We start from the raw sequence: 22109 nt of genomic DNA, 5'->3' as shown, positions 1-22109 counted from the left end.
CGTTGAAGAGCCGGCGCCATGCCTGACAGTTCCACCCCTCTCTCTGGCCCCCACCGCGACCCCGGCCCCCAGCCGGTGAACGCCCCGCAGACCCCGATCCAGCCAACCGGATCGGGGGGCAAGGGCACGGAGCCGATGCGGGCGATCCTGCTGGTGGTGCTGGCGGTGGCCTGCCTGTCCTGCTCCGACGCCACGGCGAAATATCTCGGCCGGACCCTGCCGCCGGCCGAGATCGCCTGGATGCGCTATGTCGTCTTCACCGCATTGGTGATGCCGCTGGCCCTGCGCGGCGGCTCGCTGCACGTGCTGAAGACGACGCGGCCGGGGCTTCAGGTCGTACGCGGCCTGGGAATGCTGGGTTCCGCGTTGTTCTTCATCATGGCGATGCAGCATCTGCCGCTGGCCGAGGCCGCGGCGATCAGCTTCGTCTCCCCCGTCTTCGTCACCGTGCTGTCGATCCTGCTGCTGAGCGAGAAGGTCGGCATCCGCCGCTGGGCGGCGCTGCTGGTCGGGCTGGCCGGCGTCATCATCGTCATTCGGCCGGGGGCCGACGGCTTCCAGCCGGCCTCGCTGCTGCCGATCCTGACCGCCTTCAGCTGGGCGCTGGGGCTGGTGGCGACGCGCAAGATGACGGTGCAGGAGAACCCGCTGACCACCATGGTGTGGAGCGCGCTGACCGGCCTGATCGCGCTGACGGCGCTGCTTCCCCTGCACGCCGCATGGCCGACGCCGTGGGAGATGCTGCTGGGGGTCTTCATCGGGCTGGTCTACACCGCGTCGCAATGGCTTCTGATCCTGGCCTACCGCCAGGGCGAGGCATCGGTGCTGGCGCCCTTCACCTATGTGCAGCTGATCTGGTCGACCGCGCTGGGATTCCTGGTCTTCGGCGCGGTGCCCGACCATTGGACCTTCGTCGGCACCGGCGTGATCATCGCCAGCGGCCTCTACACCGCGCACCGCGAACGGATGCGGGCGCGCCAAAGCCGCCCTGCGGCGGCATGACATAAGGATTTGCCGGGGGCATCCCCGGCTTGCGGAGAACAAGCATGACCGACACGCCCAACCGCGTCGCCGCGCTCGGCGAATGCATGATCGAGATGTTCCGGCGGCCTGACGGGTCGCTGACCATGGGCTTCGGCGGCGATACGCTGAACACCGCGGTCTATCTGGCGCGTCTGGGCACGCCGGTCGACTATGTCACCGCTCTCGGCGACGACACCATCAGCGAGGACATGATCGCCGCCTGGGCGGCGGAGGGTGTGGGCACCGGCCATGTGCTGCGCGTGCCGAACCGCCTGCCCGGCCTCTATCTGATCGAGACGGACGCCAACGGCGAACGCCGCTTCCTCTACTGGCGCGACCGCGCGCCGGCGCGCGAGCTGTTCGCCCTGCCCGAGACGCCCGAGCTGTCCAAGGCGCTGGAGGGCTACGGCGTCGTCTACCTCTCCGGCATCAGCATCGCCATCCTGGGCGAGCAGGGCCGCGAGCGGCTGTTCCAGGTGCTGCAGCGGGTCCGCGCGCGCGGCGGCAAGGTCGCCTTCGACACCAACTGGCGCCCGCGCCTGTGGCCGGACATCGAGACCGCCCGCGCCGCCTTCGACCGCATGCTGCGGCTGACCGACATCGCGCTGCCCGGCGTCACCGACCTGCGCGACCTCTATGGCGATGCCGATGCCGACGCCGTGCTGGCCCGCATGCGCAACGCCGGGGTCACCGAGATCGTGCTGAAGCTGGAGCAGCCCGGCTGCGTCGTGATCGAGAACGGCGAGGCCGTCGAGGTGCCCGCGCAGAAGGTCGCCACGGTGGTGGACACCACGGCGGCCGGCGACAGCTTCAGCGCCGGCTATCTGGCATCCCGCCTGCGCGGCGAGGGTCCGGCCGATGCCGCCCGCGCCGCCCACAGGCTGGCCGCCGCCGTCATCCAGCACCGCGGCGCCATCATCCCGCGCGAGGCGATGCCGGCCTGATCGCAGGTCGACGCCCCCGGTTCAACCTTCCGCCGCCAGTTCGCGGCGGAAGGCGCGGTTCGCCATCTGCGCGAAGCTGGTGAGCGCCGCCTCGTCGGCGCCGTCACGCGCCGCCGCCGACATTCCCCGCATCGCGATTGTCACGAAGTCGGCCAGCTCGCCGGCCCGCTCCGGCGCCTCCCCGGCGATGAAGTCGCGGATCGCCGCCACGCCGGCCTTCCTCATCTCTTCGGCCAGCGCGCAGGCTTCCGGATCGGCGCTGTTGCGCGCGCCGTCGAGCACGAGGCAGCCCGCCACCCCGTTCCGCTCCGGATAGAGCCGCGCCGCCAGCAGCAGCGTGCGCTCGATCACCTCGGCCACCCCGCCGCCGTCGGCCAGGGCACGGCCGAAGATGTTCGCCTCCCCCGCCGCATAGCGCCGAAGCGCCCGCTCGAACAGCCCGGCCTTGCTGCCGAAGGCGGCATAGAAGCTCGGCGGCTTGATCCTCAGCTCCGACCCCAGTTCGGCGACGCCCACGGCGTCGTAGCCGCGCGCATGGAACAGCTTCATCGCGGTCTCGACCGCCTCGTCCACATCGAAGGACCGCCGCCGTCCCCGGGCTCCGGACGTTTCTGTAGCGACCACTATATTTTCTCCTTGCGCAAACCCCCTGCCTGAATTTATATAGCGCTCACTACATTTTCTCAAGGAGCGCATCATGGGTGAGTTCATCGGCCGCAAGATCCTGGTCCTCGGCGGCAGCCGCGGCATCGGCAAGGCCATCGTCCGCCGCTTCGCCAAGGCCGGCGGCACCGTCGCCTTCACCTATGCCGGGTCGAAGGACGCCGCCGAGGCGCTTGCCGCCGAGACCGGCGCGGAAGCCATCCAAACCGACAGCGCGAACCGCGACGCCCTGATCGCCACCGTGGCCGATCGCGGCGCGCTCGACGTGCTGGTCGTCAATGCCGGAACGGCGATCCTGGGCGATCCGCTGACCTTCGATCCCGACGCCGTCGACCGGATGATCGACATCAACGTCCGTGCGCCCTACCACGCGGCGGTCGAAGCGGCCCGGCGCATGAACGACGGCGGGCGCATCATCGTCATCGGCTCGGTCAACGGCGACCGCATGCCCTTCGCCGGCGGGGCCGCCTATGCGCTGACCAAATCGGCGGTCCAGGGCATGGTGCGCGGACTCGCGCGTGATTTCGGTGCCCGCGGCATCACCGTGAACGCCATCCAACCGGGTCCGACCCACAGCGACATGAACCCGGCCGACGGTCCGATGGCGCCCGCCATGCACAGCTTCATGGCGATCAAGCGCCACATCGACGCCGACGAGGTCGCCGAACTGACCGCCTATGTCGCCGGACCGCATGCCGCGATGATCACCGGCTCGTTCCAGACCATCGACGGCGGCTTCGGCGCCTGACGCCAGATTGCCGGATCAATTAGGAAGACCGTGGGGGGCGATCCGGGCAGGACGCCCCCTCATGCGTCAGCAGCCAGCGCTTGCGTTCCACCCCGCCGCCGTAGCCGGTCAGCGTTCCATCCGATCCGATCACCCGGTGGCAGGGCACCACGACACTGATCGGGTTGGCGCCATTGGCATGTCCCGCCGCCCTGACCGCCGCCGGGCGCCCGACCAGCGTCGCCAGTTCGCGGTAGCTGACGGTGCGGCCGCAGGGAATCCCGCGCAGTGCCGACCACACCGCGCGCTGGAACGGCGTTCCGCCGGTGCGCACCGCCAGCCGGTCGATTGCCGCAAGCTCGCCCGCGAAATAGGCATCCATCGCACGGGTCAGTCCACCCGGATCGGCGGACGGCCACAGTTCGTAACCGCCGGGATGGTGCAGGCGCAGCAGCCGCTGCAGCCGGTCCTCATGGTCGGTCCAGTCGATGGCGCGCAAGGCGCCGTCGGTGTCGGCGACCACGATCAGTTCGCCGATGGGCGTGGCGGTGCGGTCGATCAGCAGGCTGGACGGAGCGGACATGGCGGCACCCTCTATCCCTCTCGCATGAGGCGCACTGCCGAAATTGAAGGCAGCGGCCCGCTGATGCAACCCTTTGATACAGCGCAATTTCCTGTTTCCACGCTTGCGAATTCCCATGCGTTTCTTGCGCCACGCCGCCAAAAGAGGCGCCAAAAGGCTGAGTTGCGTGCAATCCGCATGGCTGGCATGATGGAGCTATGCCTGTCCATCTCGTCAGTTCTTGACCGAACAGTCAGCTTTTCCGCCGCCCCTCTCCGTTGGCAGTGCTGGTTGGTTCTCTTGGCACGCGGGTTGCTGACACTTCGGTAGACACGCCGCTCCGCGACCGAAGGGAAGCCATCCGCCATGACCCTGATCGCTCCGCTTGCCACCGCCCCAATCCCTGCCGAAGATGATCGCGCCTCGCCCTATGTCGACCTGAGCCCGGCGATGACGCCGGTGCAGGCGCTGGCCGAGTCCAACCGCTGCCTGTTCTGCTACGATGCGCCCTGCATCAAAGCCTGCCCCACCGGGATCGACATCCCCGCCTTCATCCGCTCGATCGCCACCGGCAACCTGAAGGGCGCCGCGACGACGATCCTGTCGGAGAACATCATGGGCGGCACCTGCGGCCGCGTCTGCCCGACCGAGACGCTCTGCGAGCAGTCTTGCGTGCGAAACCGGGCGGAAGATCGCCCCGTCGCCATCGGCCGGCTGCAGCGCCATGCCACCGACCGCCTGATCGATGGCGAGCCGGCCCACCCCTTCCCCCGCGCCGCCGCCACCGGCAAGCGCGTCGCCGTGGTCGGCGCCGGCCCGGCCGGCCTGTCCTGCGCCCACCGCCTCGCCACGCTCGGCCATGAGGTGACGGTGTTCGAAGCCAAGGCGAAGTCTGGCGGCCTCAACGAATACGGCCTCGCCCCCTACAAGATGGCCGATGATTTCGCCCAGCGCGAGGTCGCCTTCATCCTCGGCGTCGGCGGCATCAGCGTGGAGCATGGCCGCAAGCTGGGCGCCGACCTGTCGCTCGACAGCCTGCGCGCCGATTTCGACGCGGTGTTCCTGGGCGTCGGCCTGGGGTCCAACAATCGGCTCGGCATCCCCGGCGAGGAGCGTGCCGGTGTGGAAGACGCCACCGCCTTCATCGAGCGCGTCCGTCAGGCCCCGCCCGGCCAGCCGCCTGCGGTGGGGCGCAGCGTCGTGGTGATCGGCGGCGGCAACACCGCCATCGACGCCGCCATCCAGGCCAAGCGGCTGGGTGCCGAGGACGTCACCCTGGTCTACCGCCGCGGCCGTGCCCAGATGGGCGCCACCGCCTGGGAACAGGAGCTGGCCCAGACCGAGGGCGTCGTGATCAAGACCTTCGCCGCTCCTTCGGTGATCGGCGAGACCGACATCACCTTCGAACGCACCCGCCTGACCGACGGCAAGCTGTCCGGCACCGGCGAGACCTTCACCCTCCAGGCCGACATGGTGCTGAAGGCGGTGGGGCAGAAGCTGTCGGCCGACGCGCTGGACGGGCTGCAAATCACCGGCGGCAAGATCGCCATCGACGAGGCCTATCGCACCACGCTCTCCAAGGTCTGGGCCGGCGGCGACTGCGTCGCCACGGGAGAGGATCTGACGGTCCAATCCGTGCAGGACGGCAAACTCGCCGCGCTCGCCATCCACAGCCACCTGACCGCCTGAGGAAAGGGAGCCACATCATGGCCGATCTCAGCAGCACCATCGCCGGCATCCGCTCCCCCAACCCCTTCTGGCTGGCCTCCGCCCCGCCGACCGACAAGGCCTACAACGTCGTCCGCGCCTTCAAGGCGGGCTGGGGCGGTGTCGTCTGGAAGACGCTGGGCGAGGACCCGCCTGTGGTCAACGTCTCCAGCCGCTACGGCGCGCATCTCGATACCGACCGCCGGATGATCGGCTTCAACAACATCGAGCTGATCTCCGACCGGCCGCTCGCCGTGAATTTGCAGGAGATCATCGAGGTCAAGCGCGACTTCCCCGACCGCGCCATGGTCGTCTCGCTGATGGCCCGCATCGAGGAGGAGGCCTGGGCCGGCCTCGCCCGCCGCATCGCCGAGACCGGGGCGGCCGACGGCCTCGAACTCAACCTCGGCTGCCCGCACGGCATGTGCGAACGCGGCATGGGCTCCGCCATCGGGCAGGTGCCGGAGATGGTGGAGCAGGTCACCCGCTGGGTGAAGAACGCCGTCAATTTGCCGGTGATCGTCAAGCTGACCCCCAACATCACCAACATCCTGTGGTCGGCCGAAGCGGCCAAGCGCGGCGGCGCCGACGCGGTGTCGCTGATCAACACCGTCAACTCCATCGTCGCGGTGGATCTCGACGCCATGGCCCCGACCCCGGTGGTCGACGGCAAGGGCAGCCATGGCGGCTATTGCGGCCCGGCGGTGAAGCCGATCGCGCTGAACATGGTGGCGGAGATCGCCCGCAACCCCGACACGCACGGCCTGCCGGTCAGCGGCATCGGCGGCATCACCACATGGCGCGACGCGGCGGAGTTCCTGGCGCTGGGCGCCACCAATGTCCAGGTCTGCACCGCCGCCATGACCTACGGCTTCAAGATCGTCGAGGACATGATCGGCGGCCTGTCCAACTGGATGGACGAGAAGGGCTACCGGACCCTTGACGAACTGAGCGGCCGCGCGGTGCGCAATGTCGTCAACTGGAACGACCTGAACATGAACTTCTCGACCAAGGCGGTGATCGACCCCGCCTTGTGCATCGATTGCGGCCGCTGCCACATCGTCTGCGAAGACACCTCGCACCAGGCGATCCGCATCGACGCAGGCGAGGGCCGCCGCGTCTTCACCGTGGTCAACGAGGAGTGCGTGGGCTGCAACCTGTGCAGCCATGTCTGTCCGGTTCCGGACTGCATCACCATGGTGCCGGAGCAGACCGACCTGCCCTATGTCACCTGGCCCAACGACGCCCGCAACCCGATGCGCGTCCCCGAAGCCGCCGAATAAGAACGCTGCCCGACAACGACGTTCAGGAGAGAGCAATCATGTCCACCCCGCAGAATGTCGCCGTAAACGGCTCGCGCCTGTGGCAGAGCCTGATGGACATGGCGCAGATCGGCGCCACGCCCAAGGGCGGCGTGTGCCGGCTGGCGCTGACCGACCTCGACAAACAGGGCCGCGACCTGTTCGTGCGCTGGTGCGAGGAGGCCGGCTGCACGGTCTCGGTCGACAGGATGGGCAACATCTTCGCCCGCCGCCCCGGCCGCGACGACAGCCTGCCCCCCGTCATCATGGGCAGCCATCTCGACAGCCAGCCGACCGGCGGCAAATATGACGGCGTCTATGGCGTGCTGGCCGGACTGGAGGTGGTGCGCAGCCTGAACGACATGAACTACGTCACCGAGGCCCCGGTGGAGGTCGCGGTCTGGACCAACGAGGAAGGCTCGCGCTTCGCCCCGGCCATGGTGTCGTCCGGCGTCTTCGCCGGGGTGTTCGACCTGGAATACGGCCTGTCCCGCGCCGACCTCGACGGCAAGACGATGGGCGAGGAACTGGCCCGCATCGGCTATGCCGGCGACCGGGAGGTGGGTGGCCGCAAGGTCGGCGCCTATTTCGAGGCCCACATCGAACAGGGTCCGATCCTGGAGATCGAAGGCAAGACCATCGGCGTCGTCACCGACTGCCAGGGCCAGCGCTGGTACGAGATCACCTTCACCGGCCAGGAGGCCCATGCCGGCCCGACCCCGATGGTCCGTCGCAAGGATGCGCTGCTGGGGGCATCCCGCGTCGTCGATGCGGTGAACCGGATCGGCATGAAGTACGGCCCGCTGGCCTGCGCCACGGTGGGGCTGATGCAGATCCATCCCAACAGCCGCAACGTCATCCCCGGCCGCGTCTTCTTCACCGTCGATTTCCGCCATCCCGACGACGCCATCCTCAAAGCCATGGACGGCGAACTGCGCGCCGAGGTGGAGCGCATCGCCGGCGAGATCGGGCTGGAGAGCGATTTCCAGCAGATCTGGTACTACGCCCCGATCAAGTTCGACGAGACCTGCGTCGCCGCCGTCCGCAAGGGGGTGGAGCGCACCGGCCACAGCTTCCGCGACATCGTCTCGGGCGCCGGCCACGACGCCTGTTACCTGTCCAAGGTCGCGCCGACGGCGATGGTCTTCATCCCCTGCATCGACGGCATCAGCCACAACGAGGTCGAGGAGACGACCCCGGAATGGTCGACCGCCGGCTGCGAGGTGCTGCTGCACGCCGTGCTCGACCGCGCCAACGCCATGGCGGAGCAGGTGAAAGCGCCCGCGGAGTGATACGCTCCCTCTCCCGCCCCGGGAGAGGGCTTTGAACAACAGCAATGGCGAACGCGATGGCGCGAACGGCTGCCGACACCACCGATACCACGTCGCCCCAGGGGCGCATCCGGCGTGAGAACGTCGAGCGCATCCTGAAGGCGGCCGAGCGCATCTTCGCCGAGGCCGGCTTCGCCGGCGCCACCATGGCCGACATCGCCGAGCGGGCCGGCCTGCCCAAGGCCAACCTGCATTACTATTTCGGCACCAAGGAGGATCTCTACCGCGCGGTGCTGGACAACATCCTGCGGATGTGGCTGGCGCCGATCGATTCCTTCACCCCCGACGCCGATCCGTCCGTCGCGCTGACCGCCTACGTCACCGCCAAGATGGAGGCGTCGCGCACGCGGCCCCATGCCTCCAAGGTCTTCGCCAACGAGATCCTGCATGGCGGGACCCAGGTCGAACGCTTCCTGGCCGAAGACCTGAAATCGCTGGTCGACGCCAAGGCAGGCGTCATCGACGGCTGGGTCGCCGCCGGCCGCATGGCGCCGGTGGACGCCCGCCAGTTCCTGTTCATGATCTGGGCGGTAACCCAGCATTATGCCGACTTCGACGTCCAGATCCGCAAGGTGCTGGGCCGCCGCACTCTGACCCGCCAGGACTTCGCCGCCATGACGGCGGAGGTGCTGCGGCTGGTCCTGCGCGCCGCCGGCCTGCCGGAACTGCAAATCGCCGAACCACAAGTATCCGAACTCGAACCGCCCACCGACTCCGTCCCATCCATTTCCTGAGGGAGCGCCCGAGCATGTCCACCATCCTGATCCGCGGCGGCACCGTCGTCACCGCCGAGCATACCCGCCGCGCCGACGTCCTCTGCCAGGACGGCATCATCACCGCGGTGGGCGAGACGCTGGACGTGCCGGCGGGGGCCGAAGTGGTGGATGCCGGCGGCTGCTACGTCATGCCCGGCGGCATCGACCCGCACACCCACATGGAACTGCCCTTCATGGGCACGGTGACGACGGAGGACTTCTTCAGCGGCACCGCCGCCGGCTTTGCCGGGGGCACGACGATGATCATCGACTTCGTCATCCCCAACCCGAAGCAGAGCCTGATGGAGGCCTATCACACCTGGCGCGGCTGGGCGGAGAAGGCGGCGGGCGACTACAGCTTCCACGTCGCGGTGACGTGGTGGGACGAGAGCGTGCGGCAGGACATGGGCACGCTGGTCGCCGACCATGGCGTGAACAGCTTCAAGCACTTCATGGCCTACAAGAACGCCATCATGGCCGACGACGAGACGCTGGTGAACAGCTTCCAGCGCTGCCTGGAACTGGGCGCGATTCCCACCGTCCATGCCGAGAACGGCGAACTGGTCTTCCAACTCCAGAAGAAGCTGCTGGCACAGGGCCTGACCGGTCCCGAAGCGCACCCCCTCTCCCGCCCGCCGGAGGTGGAGGGCGAGGCCGCCAACCGCGCCATCCAGGTCGCCCGCGTGTTCGGCGTCCCGGTCTACATCGTCCATGTCTCCGCCAAGGAGGCGCTGGCCGCCATCGAGCGCGGCCAGAACGACGGCCAGCGCGTGTTCGGCGAGGTTCTGGCCGGCCATCTGCTGATCGACGACAGCGTCTACCGCGACCCCGACTGGGACTTCGCCGCCGGCCATGTCATGAGCCCGCCCTTCCGCCCGAAGGAGCATCAGGACGCCTTGTGGCGCGGCCTGCAGGCGGGGCACCTGCACACCACCGCCACCGACCATTGCTGCTTCTGCGCGGAACAGAAGGCGATGGGCCGCAACGACTTCACCAAGATCCCGAACGGCACCGCCGGCATCGAGGACCGCATGACCGCGCTGTGGACCCACGGCGTCAACACCGGCCGGCTGACGATGAACGAGTTCGTCGCCGTGACCTCCGCCAATGCCGCCAAGATCTTCAACCTCTACCCGCGCAAGGGCTCGGTCAGCGTCGGGGCCGACGCCGATCTGGTGGTGTGGGATCCGAAGGCGACCAGGACCATCTCGGCCAAGACCCAGATGCAGAAGGTCGGCCTGAACATCTTCGAAGGCATGACCGTCACCGGCACCCCGGCCTACACGCTGAGCCAGGGCCGCATCGTCCACGCGCTCGGCGAAAGCCGCGCCGTGCGCGGCGCCGGGCGCTACGTCAACCGCCCCGCCTTCCCCCCGGTCTACGAGGCGGTGGCGAAGCGCAATGCCCTGAACGTCCCGGTGGCGGTGGAGCGGTAGGGCGATAGCACCTAAAATCCCCTCTCCCCCCGGGGAGAGGGTTAGGGTGAGGGGGAAGCGCCGCAGGATTTTCTCAACGGTCCCGCCATACATCCCCCTCATCCCGACCCCCTCCCCAGGGAGGAGAAGGAAAAACTCACCCCACCGAACTGGCGAACAGGAAGTTCTCCGCCGTCAGGCTGTTGCGGTCGACGCCCATCAGCTTGATGGAGTTGAATGTACCGAGTTCGATCGACATGTCGGCACCGCTCTGCGCCGAGTGGGTCAGCACGTCGTTCAGGCTGGAGAAGCCGGAGATGCTGCGGAGGTCGATCACGTCGCCGCCGGTGCCGGCCTGGAAGTCGCCGATGCAGTCCCAGCCGTCGCCGGGATTCTGGACGAAGGTGTCCCGCCCGGCGCCGCCGACCATGTAGTCGTTGCCGCCATTGCCGGTGATGGTGTCGTTGCCGCTGCCGCCGGCCAGGAATTCGCCGGCCGAGGTGCCGGTGATGGTCTGGCCCGGAGTGCCGCCGGTGGACCCACCGGTGGAGCCCCCCGTGGAACCGCCAACCGTCGCGAAGGAGAAGTTGGCGGCGGTCAGGCTGCTGCGGGTGACGTTGGCCAGGATGGCGCTGTTGCCGTTGTCGAACCGGACGACGGTGTTGGCGCCGTCCTGTACGGTGACGGCCATGACCGAGGCGAAATCCTTCAGCCCGGACCAGCCGGCGACATTCAGCACGTCGCCGCCGCTGCCGGCCTGGAAGTCGCCGATGTAATCCCAGCCGTCGCCCGGCTTGAAGACGAAGGTGTCGCTGCCGCCGCCGCCGACCATGTAGTCGTTGCCGGCGTTGCTGATGATGGTGTCGTTGCCGCTGCCGCCGGCCAGATAGTCACGGGCGTCGGTGCCGGTCAGGGTCAGCCCGGCCGTCCCCCCCGTACCGCCACCAGTACCGCCGCCGGTTCCACCCCCGGTATCGCCGCCGCCGGTGGAGCCGCCGGAGCCGGCCTGCCCCAGCGTGATGGTGTTGCCCGACAGGCTGATGTCCGATGCGGCGAAGCTGCCGGCGATGCGCAGGGTCATGTCGGACCCGGCGGTCTGGTCCAGCCCGACATGGACCAGGGTGACGCCATTCACCGTCTCCGCCTGGACCTGCCCGGCCTGCAGCGCGCTGCCGGTGCCGGACCCGACGCTGCCGGAAAGCGACGCCCCGGCGATGGCGAAGGCGTCGCCGGTCACAGCCCCGGTGATGCTGGTGAAGCCGTTGGCCTGGGCCGCCGTCATCGTCACGGTGTGGCGCTTGCTGCCGGTCAGGGCCAGCGTCTCGACGCTGGTCAGCGTCATGCCGCTGATGTCGATCTTCGGCGAGGCGACGTCGGTGTAATATTCCAGATCGTAGCCGTTGTAGCTGGTCAGGTTGTCCGACCGCAGTTCCAGCGTGTCGGTGCCGGTGCCGCCGTCGAAGCTGACGGTGCCGGCGTCATACTGGCTGACCACGATGTAGCGGTCGTTGCCAGCCTCGCCATAGAGGGTGTCGGCCTGGGTCTGGGCATAGCTGCCCGAACTGACGATGCCGGCCAGGATGGTGTCGTCGCCGTCGCCGCCATGGATGGTGTCGCGTTCCCAGTCGCCCTTCATCAGGTCGTTGCCGGCATCGCCATAGAGCAGGTCGGCGCCGCCGCCACCGGCCACCGTGTCGTTGCCGATGCCGCCGTGAAGCTCGTCATTGTCGGCGCGGCCGTACATCAGGTCGGTGCCGCCGCCGCCGAAGATGGTGTCGTTGCCGTCGCCCGCCTCCAGCGTGTCGTTGCCGGCCCCGCCATATTCGACGTCGTTGCCGCCATGGCCCCAGAACCACACGGCGGTATCGCCGGCGGTCAGGCTGTCGGCATATTCGGAGCCGACCCAGCGCTGGATGTCGACGAAGGTATCGCCGGCCGCCTCGCCGGTGTTGTTGGCGCCGTTGGTCAGGTCCAGGGTGAGGCCGGTGGTGGCGTTCTCGTAGGTGACGATGGTGAAGCCGTTGCCGCCGACATAATGATCGCCGCCAAGCCCGCCGTTCAGCGTGTCGCCGGCCGACTGGCCGCTGTTGCCGCCGCCGACCAGCGTGTCGTTGCCGATGCCGCCGAGCAGGCTGTCGTTGCCGGTGCCGCCGACGATGCTGTCGTTGCCGGCCAGCCCGTTGATGGTGTTGCCGCTGTTGTCGCCGATCAGCGTGTCGTTGCCGCTGGTCGCCGTGCCGCTGTAGGCCAGCCGGTGCGGCCAGGCCTCCGCCCCCGCGAACGGGCGGGCGGCAAGGATCGGGCCGGTCACGACATCGAGATCCCACGAACCGCCCTGGTCGGCATGGCCCACCGGATGGCTGGCGGCGGCGACGCGGGCGCCGGTGACGGCGGCCAGACGCTCGACGAAGCGGCGCCCGTTGCTGCCGGCGCCGACGTCGCAGGCATGGATCAGGATCTCGCAGCCGGACGCATTGGGCCAGCGGCGGTCGAACAGGGCGCTGGTGTCGAGCGGCGTCGCCCCCAGCTTCACCACACCCGGCGCGCCATGGGCGATCAGGTGGACCGCGTTGGCTCCCGTCGCCGATGCCGTTTCCAACGCCTCGACAAGCAGGGCGACGGCGTCCTCGTCGGCGGTAACCCGGACCACCGTCATGTCCGGCGCGTGCGGGCCGATCAGCGTATCGATGTCGGACAGGTCGGCGTCGGCAAGAATGATCCCGTGCATGAAAGCCCCTTTCTGGGGAGTAGTTGGAAATCGTTTTGCTGGTCTGTGATGTACGGGATCATGTCCACAGAACAACGTCCAATAAGCCGATCATTCCTTGGGAAGCATCGGCCCCGGCTGGGCGACCTTTTTCTCTCCGGAAGCGCAAGCAGTACAGTCGCTATCGATTTCGACGCCATCCGGCTGGTCCGGCCTGTTGCGTCGGCTTGCCACTCTTTTTCCCGAACTGGGGAGTCTCCTGCTCGATTACCTCCAATTCGGGATAGGTGCGGCCCGATGCACAAAAAAATTGGGCCACCGGGAGGATCCCGATGGCCCAGTCCAGGAGAGAAGTCGTTCAGGAGACCCTGAACCCGCTCCCTCTCAATGCATCAGCATGCGCGGCAGCCACAGTGAGAAGGCCGGGACATAGGTGACCAGCAGCAGCGCCACGAACAGCGCCCCGTAGAAGGGCGTGATGGAGCGCATCACCTCGCCCACCGACACGCCGCCAATGGCGCAGCCGATGAACTGGGTGGTGCCGACCGGCGGGGTGTTCAGGCCAAGGGCACAGTTGATCAGCATGACGATGCCGAACTGCACCGGGTCCATTCCGTACTGCATGGCGATCGGCAGGAAGATCGGCGTGCAGATCAGGATGGTGCTGGCCATGTCCATGAAGGTGCCCAGCAGGAACAGGATGATGTTGATCAGCAGGAAGATGACGATCGGATTGGTCGACACGCCGGCCAGAAGCTCGCCGGTCATGTCCGCCACCTCATAGAGACCCATGAGGTACTGGAACATCGTCGACACGCCGATCAGCAGCAGCACCACGCCGGTGGTCTTCACCGTCTTGGCGGCGGCGGCCAGGAACTTCTCCCAGCTCAGCGTGCGGTAGACGAAGGTGGTCAGCAGCAGCGCGTAGATCACGGCCACCGAGGCCGACTCGGTCGCGGTGAACACGCCGGTGGTGATGCCGGCCAGGATGATGACGACGATCAGCAGGCCCGGCAGGGCGGCGGCGAAGGAGTGCGCCAGGATGTCCCAGCCGGGGAAGGTCCCCTTGGGATAGCCGCGCTTAACCGCGACATAGTAGGCCGCACCCAGGTTGCACACCATCAGCAGCAGCGCCGGCATCAGACCCGCGGCGATCAGCGCCCCGATGGACGCCTTTCCGCCGGCGGCCAGCGCATAGATGATCATGTTGTGGCTGGTCGGCATCAGCGCGCCGACGAGTGCCGCATGGGTGGTGACGTTGACCGCATAGTCGGCGTGGTAGCCTTCCCGCTTCATCATCGGGATCATGACGGCGCCCATGGCCGACACGTCGGCGACGGGCGAGCCGGCGACGCCGCCGAACAGCGTGCAGGCCACGACGTTGGACATGCCCAGGCCGCCGCGGATATGGCCGACCATGCTCTTGGCCGCGGCGACGATCTTGTCGGCGACGCCGCCGTGCAGCATCAGCTCGCCCGAGAAGACGAAGAAGGGAATGGCCAGGAACGAGAAGACGTTCATGCCCGACATCATCTGCTGGAAGACCACCGCGACGGGCAGGCCTTCATAGAGGATGGTGCAGAGCGCCGACAGGCCGATGGCGAAGGCGACCGGAATGCCGAGGATGAGGAAGCCGAAGAAGGTGATGGACAGGATGGTCAGTTCCATGACGGCTTGACCTCCTCGCCGCGCACGATGGCGACGATATGCTCGATGGAAAACAGGACGATCAGCACGCCCGACAGCACCAGCGGCACGTACCGCACGGCTTCGGAGATATGAAGGTTCGGAATGGTGTAGGAGGCGACCGAGCTGCCCAGGATCCAGCCGTTGTAGGCCATGCAGCCGCCGAAGATGCCGACCAGGGCATAGATCAGGACGTCCATCTTGCGGCGCGCGCTGTCCGACAGCATCACCAGCAGCGACTCCAGCCCGATATGGCCGGCATCGCGGACGCCGACGGCGGCGCCGATCAGCGTGACGTAGAGCACCAGCACGATGGCAAGGCTTTCCGCCCAGGTCGGCGAGCTGTTCAGCACGTAGCGGCCGAACACCTGATAGAAGACGACGCACACGATCATCATCAGGCCGATGATGGCGACATACATGCCGGTCTTGGCCAGCACCGCATTCATGCGGGTCAACCAGCCGGCCGCATGCGGCGGGCTGACGTCCATTGCTTGCAGCTCGATATCCATGCTGCGGCTCCCCTCGGATGGCGCGGCTCGTCCCACCCGGGACGAAGCCGCGAAGCCACCCCTTCTTGGCGTTACCGAAAAGTCGTCACTTGGTTTCCTGGACGCGCTGGACGAGGCTCTGCAGCTTCGGCGTGTTCGCGAACTGGGCGTAGACCGGCTTCATCGCGTCGATGAATTCCTGCTTGTTCGTCACCTCGACGATCTGGGCACCGGCCTGGGTGACGATCTCCTTGGACTTCAGCTCGCGCTCGTCCCACAGCTTGCGCATGTAGGGCACCGAATCCTTGGCGGCCTTGCGGATCAGTGCCTGATCGTCCTTCGACAGGCGGTCCCAGGCGACCTTGGAGAAGACCAGCACTTCCGGCGCCATCGCGTGTTCGGTCAGGGTGAAGTACTTGGCCGCCTCGAAGTGGCGCGAGGATTCATAGGACGGGTAGTTGTTCTCGGCGGCGTCGACGATGCCGGTCTTCAGCGCGGTGTAGACCTCGCCGAAGGGCATCGGCGTGGCGTTGGCGCCCAGCGCCTGGATCATGGCGACGAACAGGTCCGACTGCTGGACGCGGATCTTGGCGCCCTTCATGTCGGCCAGCGTCTTGTAGGGCTTGGCGGCCGAATACATGCTGCGCGAACCGCTGTCGTAGAAGGCCAGCCCGATCATGCCCTGGCTTTCCATCGCCGCCAGGATTTCATCACCGATCGGGCCGTCCAGGACGCGGCGCATGTGGCCGGTGTCGCGGAAGATGAACGGCAGCGCGGTGACCATCGTCTCCGGCACCACGTTGTTCAGCGGCGCCACGTTGATGCGCATCATCTCCAGCGCACCGATCTTAAGCTGCTCGATGGTGTCCTTCTCGGTCCCCAGGGCGCCGTTCGGAAACACCTTGACGCCCAGCTTGCCGTTGCTGCGCTCGGCCACCAGCTTGCCGACATAGCGCACCGCTTCGACGGTCGGGTAGTCGGTCGGGTGGATGTCGGCGGATCGGAAGTCGCGCGCATCGGCCGGCGCCGACAGCATGGGGGCGGCCAGGATGCCGCAGATCGCACAGGCGGTCAGCATCGCAGTGCGGATCGAAGTCAGACCAAACTTCATTAGGATCTCCTCCTGATTACGGAGCCGGAGCCTTAGGCAATCCGGCCTCTTTTGTTCTGGTGTTTCCGGTTTTACCTGGCGGGCGGCAGACCGCCCGCACGTGACTGGACGAATTGGGGACCGGCGGCAGGCGGGGAATGGGTGAGAGGCCATTGCGACGCCCGGCTTTCGCAGCGCTGCGATCGGACCATGCGACCGGGAAGTCGCACTTGGCCGCCGCCGGCCTTGCCCTCGCCCCCATCCATATCCGGCCCCCGCTTGGCTGCGGCGCCCTGTTCTCGTCGCTTAAGATATTAGTATATCAATCTGCGCGCAACCCTGAAAGTTCAAAGCGGCAACTACCATTTGGACTTTAACTCAATCGGATTGGCGGCGAGAGGGGCAATGTAAGCGCGGAAACGCTGTTTCAGACAGCGCACGGATTGCCGCAGGGGGATGGCGCGACATTCCGCCTCAGCTCTCGCCGCAGCCATTTCCCCCACTCGCCCGAAAGCGGCGTCCGGAGCCCCCCTTGGCCGATCAGGCGTGACCGTTCACCAGGGGCCACACCTCCATGGCGCCGCGGTAGATCATGTGCAGGGCGACGTAGAGGATGATGGAAAGACCGACATAGGCCAGCCAGCGGTGCTTGTGTAGGACTCTGGCGATGACGCTGGCGGCGAGACCCATCAGGGCGATGGACAGTGTCAGGCCGATGACCAGCACCCCCAGATGTTCGCGCGCCGCACCGGCGACGGCCAGAACATTGTCGAGCGACATCGACACGTCGGCGACCACGATCTGCCAGACCGCCTGACCGAGGGTCTTCCGCGGCCCGGAGGCTTCGGCCCCGCCATCGTCCTCCAGCGCCTCGACCGCCTCGTCCTCCTCATGGGACTGCCGCAGTTCGCGCCACATCTTCCAGCAGACCCACAGCAGCAGCACACCACCGGCCAGCAGCAGCCCGATGATCTGGAGAAGCTGGGTGGTGACCGCCGCGAAAGCGATGCGCAGCACGGTGGCGGCCAGGATGCCGATCAGGATTGCCTTGCCGCGTTGTTCCCGCGGCAATCCGGCGGCGGCCAGACCGATGACGATGGCGTTGTCGCCGGCCAGCACCAGATCGATCATGATGACCTGGAGCAGCGCAAAGAGCGCATCCGTGGTGAATAGTTCCGTCATTTGGGCACAAGTCCTCGCATCACGATCAGTGTCGGAGGAGAGGCCGCGCGGGAGTCTGCTGACCGGTCGGGCCGCGCCGAAGGCATCGGACGGAAAGCCCCCGGTCAGGGGCACGAGGCGCGGGCCGCTCCTTGTCTTCCCAGTCCGACATCGCAACCGGTGACGGTTGCCAGAGGGGCCCGGCCTGGTTCTGGCGCTTTACGCCAAAGTGGTGGATTCCGCAAGGCCGCGCTTGCGACCTCCGGAACCGCGATGGGGAATGACGATCAGGAAGTACCGACCTCCACGCTTCCGCCGCTGCCGGACGCCTCCAGCATCGCCTCGATCAGCCGGTGCACCTTCAGCGCTTCGCGCCCGTCCACCCGCGGCCGGCGTCCTTCGTCCAGCGCGTCGAGGAAATCGGACAGCACCGCGCGGTGATGCTGGTGGGAGAAGGCCATCGGGTCGGCCCCGCCGCCCAGCGTGGCGCCGTCCGCGCCGGCGGTGATGCGCTCGCCATTGACCAGTTGCACCTCCAGACGGTCGCCGGCCAGAACGGCGGAGCCATCGGACCCCGCGATCTCGATCCGCTCCGGATAGCCGGGATAGACGGCGGTGGTGGCATTCACGGTCGCCAGCATGCCGTTGCCGTAGCGCAGGGCCATGGCAACCACATCCTCCGTGTCCATGTCCGATTTGCGCAAAACGCTCGTCGCGGCAAAGCCCGCGACCCGGTCCGGCAGGCCGAGCAGGCTGACGAAGGCGTCCAGCGTGTGGATCGCCTGGGTCAGCAGCACGCCGCCGCCGTCGCGCGCCCTCTTGCCGCGGCCGGGTTGGGCGTAATAGGCGGCGTCGCGCCACCAGCGCACCGAAACCGCCGCCGTCAGCGGCCGGCCCAGCGCACCGTGGCGCATCAGCCCGGCCAGCCGTTCCACCGACGCCCGGAAGCGGTGCTGCAGCATGACGCCCAGCGTCAGCCCGGCCGCCTCCATCGCGGAGACCACCGCCCGCGCCCCTTCCGGGGTGGCGTCCAACGGTTTTTCCAGCAGTACATGCTTGCCGGCGGCGGCGCAGCGCGCCACCAGTTCGGCATGGGTGTCGGGCGGGGTCAGCAGCAGGACGGCCGACAACGCCGGATCCTCCAGCAGCGCCTCCAGCCGGTCAACCACCGGCAGACTGTGGCGGGCGGCGAAGGCGGCGCGGCGTTCGGCCGACGGGCTGAAGCAGCCCGCCACCTCCACCCGGCCAGCCAGATCGATCAGGCTCTGCGCATGCGGGGCCGACGCCATGCCCAACCCGATGACGCCGACGCGGCGGCTGACCTTGCTCATCATCAGGGTGCTCCATCGGAAAGGGCGGTCCCGTCGGTCAGGCTGCCGGAGAAATAGAGCGGGGCGGCGTTGCGCACGTCGTCCACCGTGATCTGCAGATTGTCGAGATGGCGGATCAGGCTCTGTTCCGCTCGGTCGGGGTCGTGGCCGGCGATGGCCTCGACGATGGCCTCATGCTCGGCGATCACCGTGCGCATGCGGCCGGGAACCGGCAGAGTCAGGCGACGGCAGCGGTCGAGCTGGACCTTGGCCTGCTGGATGATGCCCCAGAAGCCGGGATAGCCCGCCATCTCGGTGATCTGGGCGTGGAAAGCTTCGTCAGCCTGATGGAAGCCGTCGGCGTCGCCCTCCGCATCGACTTCGCGCTGCTGTTCCAGGCAGGCGTGCAATGCTGCGATCTGGCTGCGGGTGGCCCGTTCGGCGGCGAAGCGAACGGTCGCCCGCTCCAGCACCTTGCGGATCACCCCGGCTTCCGGCAGGGCGCCCAAGGGTATGCGGGCGACGAAGGTGCCGGACTGCGGGAAAATCTCGATCAGCCCCTCGTCCGCCAGCCGCAGCACCGCCTCGCGCACCGGCGTGCGGCTGACGCCATAGGCCTCGGCGATCTGCTTCTCGGCGATGGGCTCGCCCGGCTTGCGTTTCAGCGACACGATCTCCGCCCGCAGGTCGCGGTGGATGGCGTCGGCGGCGGTCGGACCGCGCCGCATGTCCCGGCGTGCCGGCGGGCGGCTCAGGAGCGGAGCGGCCTTGGCCGACAAGGTCGGCGTCGTTGATGGCGGGGGGGCCGCGATGGAACCGGTTTTGGCCGGCGGGTTGCCCGATGGCATGGCGTCCAGCCTCCTCAGAAGCACATGCCTAAGAATACTAATATATCAGCTGTAACGGCAAGCAATTTCGCTCGTGATGCGTCCGCCCACGGGTGTGACAAAGACGCCCTCATTCCCGCCATGGCTGTGGGGAGAGGGCGCGTTGCCGTTACAACCCCGCCGCCAGCCGCGTCCCCTGTGCGATGGCGCGCTTGGCGTCTAGCTCCGCCGCCACGTCGGCGCCGCCGATCAGGTGGACGGCGATGCCGGCGGCCTCCAGCGGGGCGTGCAGCTCGCGCAACGGCTCCTGCCCGGTGCACAGCACGATGGTATCGACCGCCAGCGTCTGCACCCGCTCGCGCTTCTCGCCGAAGCTGACGGTCAGCCCCTCGTCGTCGATGCGCTCGTAGTTGACGCCGGACAACGCCTTGATGTTCTTCATCTTCAGCTGTGCCCGATGGATCCAGCCGGTGGTCTTGCCCAGTCCCGCGCCGGGCTTGGTCGCCTTGCGTTGGAGCAGCACGATCTCGCGCGCCGGCAGCGTCAGATGAGGGCGGATGCCGGCGACGCCGCCGCGCGCCTCGGCCGGATCGGCCACCCCCCATTCGGCGCGCCACAGCGCCGGGTCGAGGCTGGGCGACGGTTCCTCCTGCGCCAGGAACTCGGCAAGGTCGAAGCCGATGCCGCCGGCCCCCACCACCGCGACGCGCCGGCCGACCGGCTTGGCGCCGCGCAGCACGTCGACATAGGTCAGCACCTTGGGGTGGTCCTGGCCGGGGATCTTCGGGTCGCGCGGCGCCACCCCGGTCGCCAGCACCACGTCGTCGAATCCCGCGCCCGACAAGTCGTCGGCCGTCACCCGCCGCCCCAGATGCAGCGCCACGCCCGTCTCCGCCAGCCGGTTGCGGAAATAACGCAGGGTCTCGTGGAACTCCTCCTTGCCGGGAATCCGCTTCGCCATGTTGAACTGGCCGCCGATCTCGTCGGCCGCGTCGAACAGATGCACCTCATGCCCGCGCTCCGCCGCCGTGGTGGCGCAGGCGAGGCCGGCCGGGCCGGCGCCGACCACGGCGACGCGCTTGCGCTTCGCGGCGGGGGCGATCACCAGCTCCGTCTCTTGGCAGGCGCGCGGGTTGACCAGACAGCTCGCCGTCTTGCCGGAGAAGATGTGGTCCAGACAGGCCTGATTGCAGGCGATGCAGGTGTTGATCGCCTCCGGCCGGCCCGCCGCCGCCTTGGCGACGAAATCCGGATCGGCCAGGAAGGGCCGCGCCATCGACACCATGTCGGCCAGCCCCTCGCCGATCACCGCGTCGCCGACCTCCGGCGTGTTGATGCGGTTGGTGGTGCAGAGCGGGATGGACACCGCCCCCTTCAGCTTCCCCGTCACCCAGGCGAAGTTGGCGCGCGGCACGCTGGTGGCGATGGTCGGCACCCGCGCCTCGTGCCAGCCGATGCCGGTGTTGATGATGGTGGCCCCGGCCGCCTCGATGGCCTGGGCAAGCTGCACCACCTCCTCCCAATTGCTGCCGTCGGGGATCAGGTCCAGCATCGACAGGCGGTAGATGATGATGAAGTCGCGCCCGACCGCCTCGCGCATGCGCGACACGATCTCCACCGGGAAGCGCATGCGGTTCTCATAAGCGCCGCCCCATTTGTCGGTGCGCTGGTTGGTGTGGGTCACCAGGAACTGGTTGATGAGGTAGCCTTCCGACCCCATCACCTCCACCCCGTCATAACCGGCCTCGCGCGCCAGTTCGGCGCAGCGGACATAGGCGCGGATCTGGCGCTCCACGCCCCGCGCCGTCAGGGCGCGCGGGGTGAAGGGGGTGATCGGCGACTTGATGCGCGACGGCGCCACCGACAGCGGGCTGTAGGCATAGCGGCCGGCATGCAGGATCTGCAGCGCGATCTTGCCGTCTTCGGCATGTACCGCGTCGGTGATGACCCGGTGCGCCCGCGCCGCGCCATGCCGGGCCAGGGTGGAGCCGAAGGGCGACAGCCATCCCTCCACATTGGGCGAGAAGCCGCCGGTCACCATCAGCCCGACCCCGCCGCGTGCCCGCTCCGCGAAATAGGCGGCCAGCCGGGGGAAATGGCGGCGCCGATCCTCCAGCCCGGTGTGCATCGACCCCATCAGCACCCGGTTCTTCAGCACCGTGAAGCCGAGATCGAGCGGGGCCAGCAGATGCGGGTAGGGCTGGGAGCCGGGCATGGTCACGGGCTGGGTCACGGGACGCTTCCTCCGGTTATGGAACCCGCGCTTCTTGCGGCGCCGGGCAGACCAATCATGGATACGGATGATTGATGTCGCGAAGCCTAGTTCAGGTTGACGTATGCGTCAACTGAGTTCCGTGACCGCCCTCAACGGGATCGTTCGCGCACCCCGCTTTCCGCTGTGTGAAAAAG

18 protein-coding genes are annotated in these 22109 nt (G+C 67.9%); 8 read left to right on the top strand and 10 right to left on the bottom strand.

Annotated features, from left to right (window positions below; translation table 11 throughout):
• Window positions 1-18 precede the first annotated feature (18 nt).
• Together FZ938_RS24920 and FZ938_RS24915 are read left to right on the top strand one after the other, a co-directional pair.
• On the top strand, window positions 19-1002 hold the full coding sequence (locus FZ938_RS24920; RefSeq protein ID WP_149201111.1) for a DMT family transporter: 984 nt from the start codon (window positions 19-21) through the stop codon (window positions 1000-1002).
• Window positions 1003-1046: 44 nt separating this feature from the next.
• Window positions 1047-1967: a sugar kinase gene (locus FZ938_RS24915; RefSeq protein WP_149201110.1), complete on the top strand. Its 921-nt coding sequence runs from the start codon at window positions 1047-1049 to the stop codon at window positions 1965-1967.
• A gap of 21 nt (window positions 1968-1988) precedes the next feature.
• Here FZ938_RS24915 and FZ938_RS24910 read toward each other — a convergent pair whose 3' ends face one another.
• Complete coding sequence (locus FZ938_RS24910; RefSeq protein ID WP_149201109.1) at window positions 1989-2591, bottom strand: TetR/AcrR family transcriptional regulator; 603 nt, start codon at window positions 2589-2591, stop codon at window positions 1989-1991.
• Between the two features lie 73 nt (window positions 2592-2664).
• On the opposite strand from FZ938_RS24910, the gene bdcA reads away from it, so the two are divergent.
• A complete protein-coding gene (bdcA, locus tag FZ938_RS24905) occupies window positions 2665-3378 on the top strand; it encodes an SDR family oxidoreductase (protein ID WP_149201108.1) in 714 nt (237 codons plus the stop codon).
• A 19-nt stretch (window positions 3379-3397) separates the two neighbouring features.
• On the opposite strand, the gene ogt is transcribed toward bdcA, so the two are convergent.
• Complete coding sequence (gene ogt, locus FZ938_RS24900) at window positions 3398-3940, bottom strand: methylated-DNA--[protein]-cysteine S-methyltransferase (RefSeq protein WP_149201107.1); 543 nt, start codon at window positions 3938-3940, stop codon at window positions 3398-3400.
• 345 nt (window positions 3941-4285) lie between these two features.
• Between ogt and FZ938_RS24895 the strand changes: the two genes are divergently transcribed.
• Genes FZ938_RS24895 through hydA form a run of 5 tightly spaced genes read left to right on the top strand, consistent with a single transcriptional unit; the run spans window position 4286 to window position 10449 of the window.
• Window positions 4286-5608, top strand: coding sequence for an NAD(P)-dependent oxidoreductase (locus FZ938_RS24895; protein ID WP_149201106.1), 1323 nt, complete (start codon window positions 4286-4288; stop codon window positions 5606-5608).
• 17 nt (window positions 5609-5625) lie between these two features.
• Window positions 5626-6909: an NAD-dependent dihydropyrimidine dehydrogenase subunit PreA gene (gene preA / locus FZ938_RS24890; protein WP_149201105.1), complete on the top strand. Its 1284-nt coding sequence runs from the start codon at window positions 5626-5628 to the stop codon at window positions 6907-6909.
• Window positions 6910-6947: 38 nt separating this feature from the next.
• Window positions 6948-8219 (top strand): Zn-dependent hydrolase, encoded by a 1272-nt coding sequence (locus tag FZ938_RS24885; protein WP_149201104.1) that lies wholly within the window; start codon window positions 6948-6950, stop codon window positions 8217-8219.
• A 56-nt stretch (window positions 8220-8275) separates the two neighbouring features.
• Window positions 8276-8992 carry a TetR/AcrR family transcriptional regulator gene (locus tag FZ938_RS24880; RefSeq protein WP_246457294.1) on the top strand — a complete coding sequence of 239 codons (717 nt, stop codon included), beginning with the start codon at window positions 8276-8278 and terminating at the stop codon, window positions 8990-8992.
• A gap of 14 nt (window positions 8993-9006) precedes the next feature.
• Complete coding sequence (gene hydA, locus FZ938_RS24875) at window positions 9007-10449, top strand: dihydropyrimidinase (RefSeq protein WP_149201102.1); 1443 nt, start codon at window positions 9007-9009, stop codon at window positions 10447-10449.
• Between the two features lie 136 nt (window positions 10450-10585).
• Here the strand turns inward: hydA and FZ938_RS24870 are convergent, their stop codons facing one another.
• The 8 genes from FZ938_RS24870 to FZ938_RS24835 all read right to left on the bottom strand — a co-directional run bounded on the left by FZ938_RS24870 (window position 10586) and on the right by FZ938_RS24835 (window position 21933).
• Window positions 10586-13156 carry a DUF4347 domain-containing protein gene (locus FZ938_RS24870; RefSeq protein WP_149201101.1) on the bottom strand — a complete coding sequence of 857 codons (2571 nt, stop codon included), beginning with the start codon at window positions 13154-13156 and terminating at the stop codon, window positions 10586-10588.
• 363 nt (window positions 13157-13519) lie between these two features.
• Entirely contained in the window at window positions 13520-14803 is a 1284-nt protein-coding gene (locus tag FZ938_RS24865; RefSeq protein WP_149201100.1) for a TRAP transporter large permease, read from the bottom strand.
• Window positions 14794-15333, bottom strand: coding sequence for a TRAP transporter small permease (locus FZ938_RS24860; protein ID WP_149201099.1), 540 nt, complete (start codon window positions 15331-15333; stop codon window positions 14794-14796). The genes FZ938_RS24865 and FZ938_RS24860 overlap by 10 nt, the downstream gene beginning before the upstream one ends.
• Window positions 15334-15418: 85 nt before the next feature.
• Window positions 15419-16423: a TRAP transporter substrate-binding protein gene (locus FZ938_RS24855; RefSeq protein ID WP_149201098.1), complete on the bottom strand. Its 1005-nt coding sequence runs from the start codon at window positions 16421-16423 to the stop codon at window positions 15419-15421.
• A 519-nt stretch (window positions 16424-16942) separates the two neighbouring features.
• On the bottom strand, window positions 16943-17584 hold the full coding sequence (locus tag FZ938_RS24850; protein ID WP_149201097.1) for a TerC family protein: 642 nt from the start codon (window positions 17582-17584) through the stop codon (window positions 16943-16945).
• 266 nt (window positions 17585-17850) lie between these two features.
• Window positions 17851-18894 carry a Gfo/Idh/MocA family protein gene (locus tag FZ938_RS24845; protein WP_149201193.1) on the bottom strand — a complete coding sequence of 348 codons (1044 nt, stop codon included), beginning with the start codon at window positions 18892-18894 and terminating at the stop codon, window positions 17851-17853.
• 2 nt (window positions 18895-18896) lie between these two features.
• Window positions 18897-19721, bottom strand: a complete 825-nt coding sequence (locus tag FZ938_RS24840; RefSeq protein ID WP_149201096.1) for a GntR family transcriptional regulator — start codon at window positions 19719-19721, stop codon at window positions 18897-18899.
• A 148-nt stretch (window positions 19722-19869) separates the two neighbouring features.
• Window positions 19870-21933 carry an NADPH-dependent 2,4-dienoyl-CoA reductase gene (locus FZ938_RS24835; RefSeq protein ID WP_281497576.1) on the bottom strand — a complete coding sequence of 688 codons (2064 nt, stop codon included), beginning with the start codon at window positions 21931-21933 and terminating at the stop codon, window positions 19870-19872.
• Window positions 21934-22109 lie beyond the last annotated feature (176 nt).

The organism is Azospirillum oryzae (genome assembly GCF_008364795.1).
Lineage (GTDB): Bacteria > Pseudomonadota > Alphaproteobacteria > Azospirillales > Azospirillaceae > Azospirillum > Azospirillum oryzae.
The sequence above is the reverse complement of the archived record's forward strand: the minus strand, read 5'-3'. Positions and strand labels throughout refer to the sequence as shown.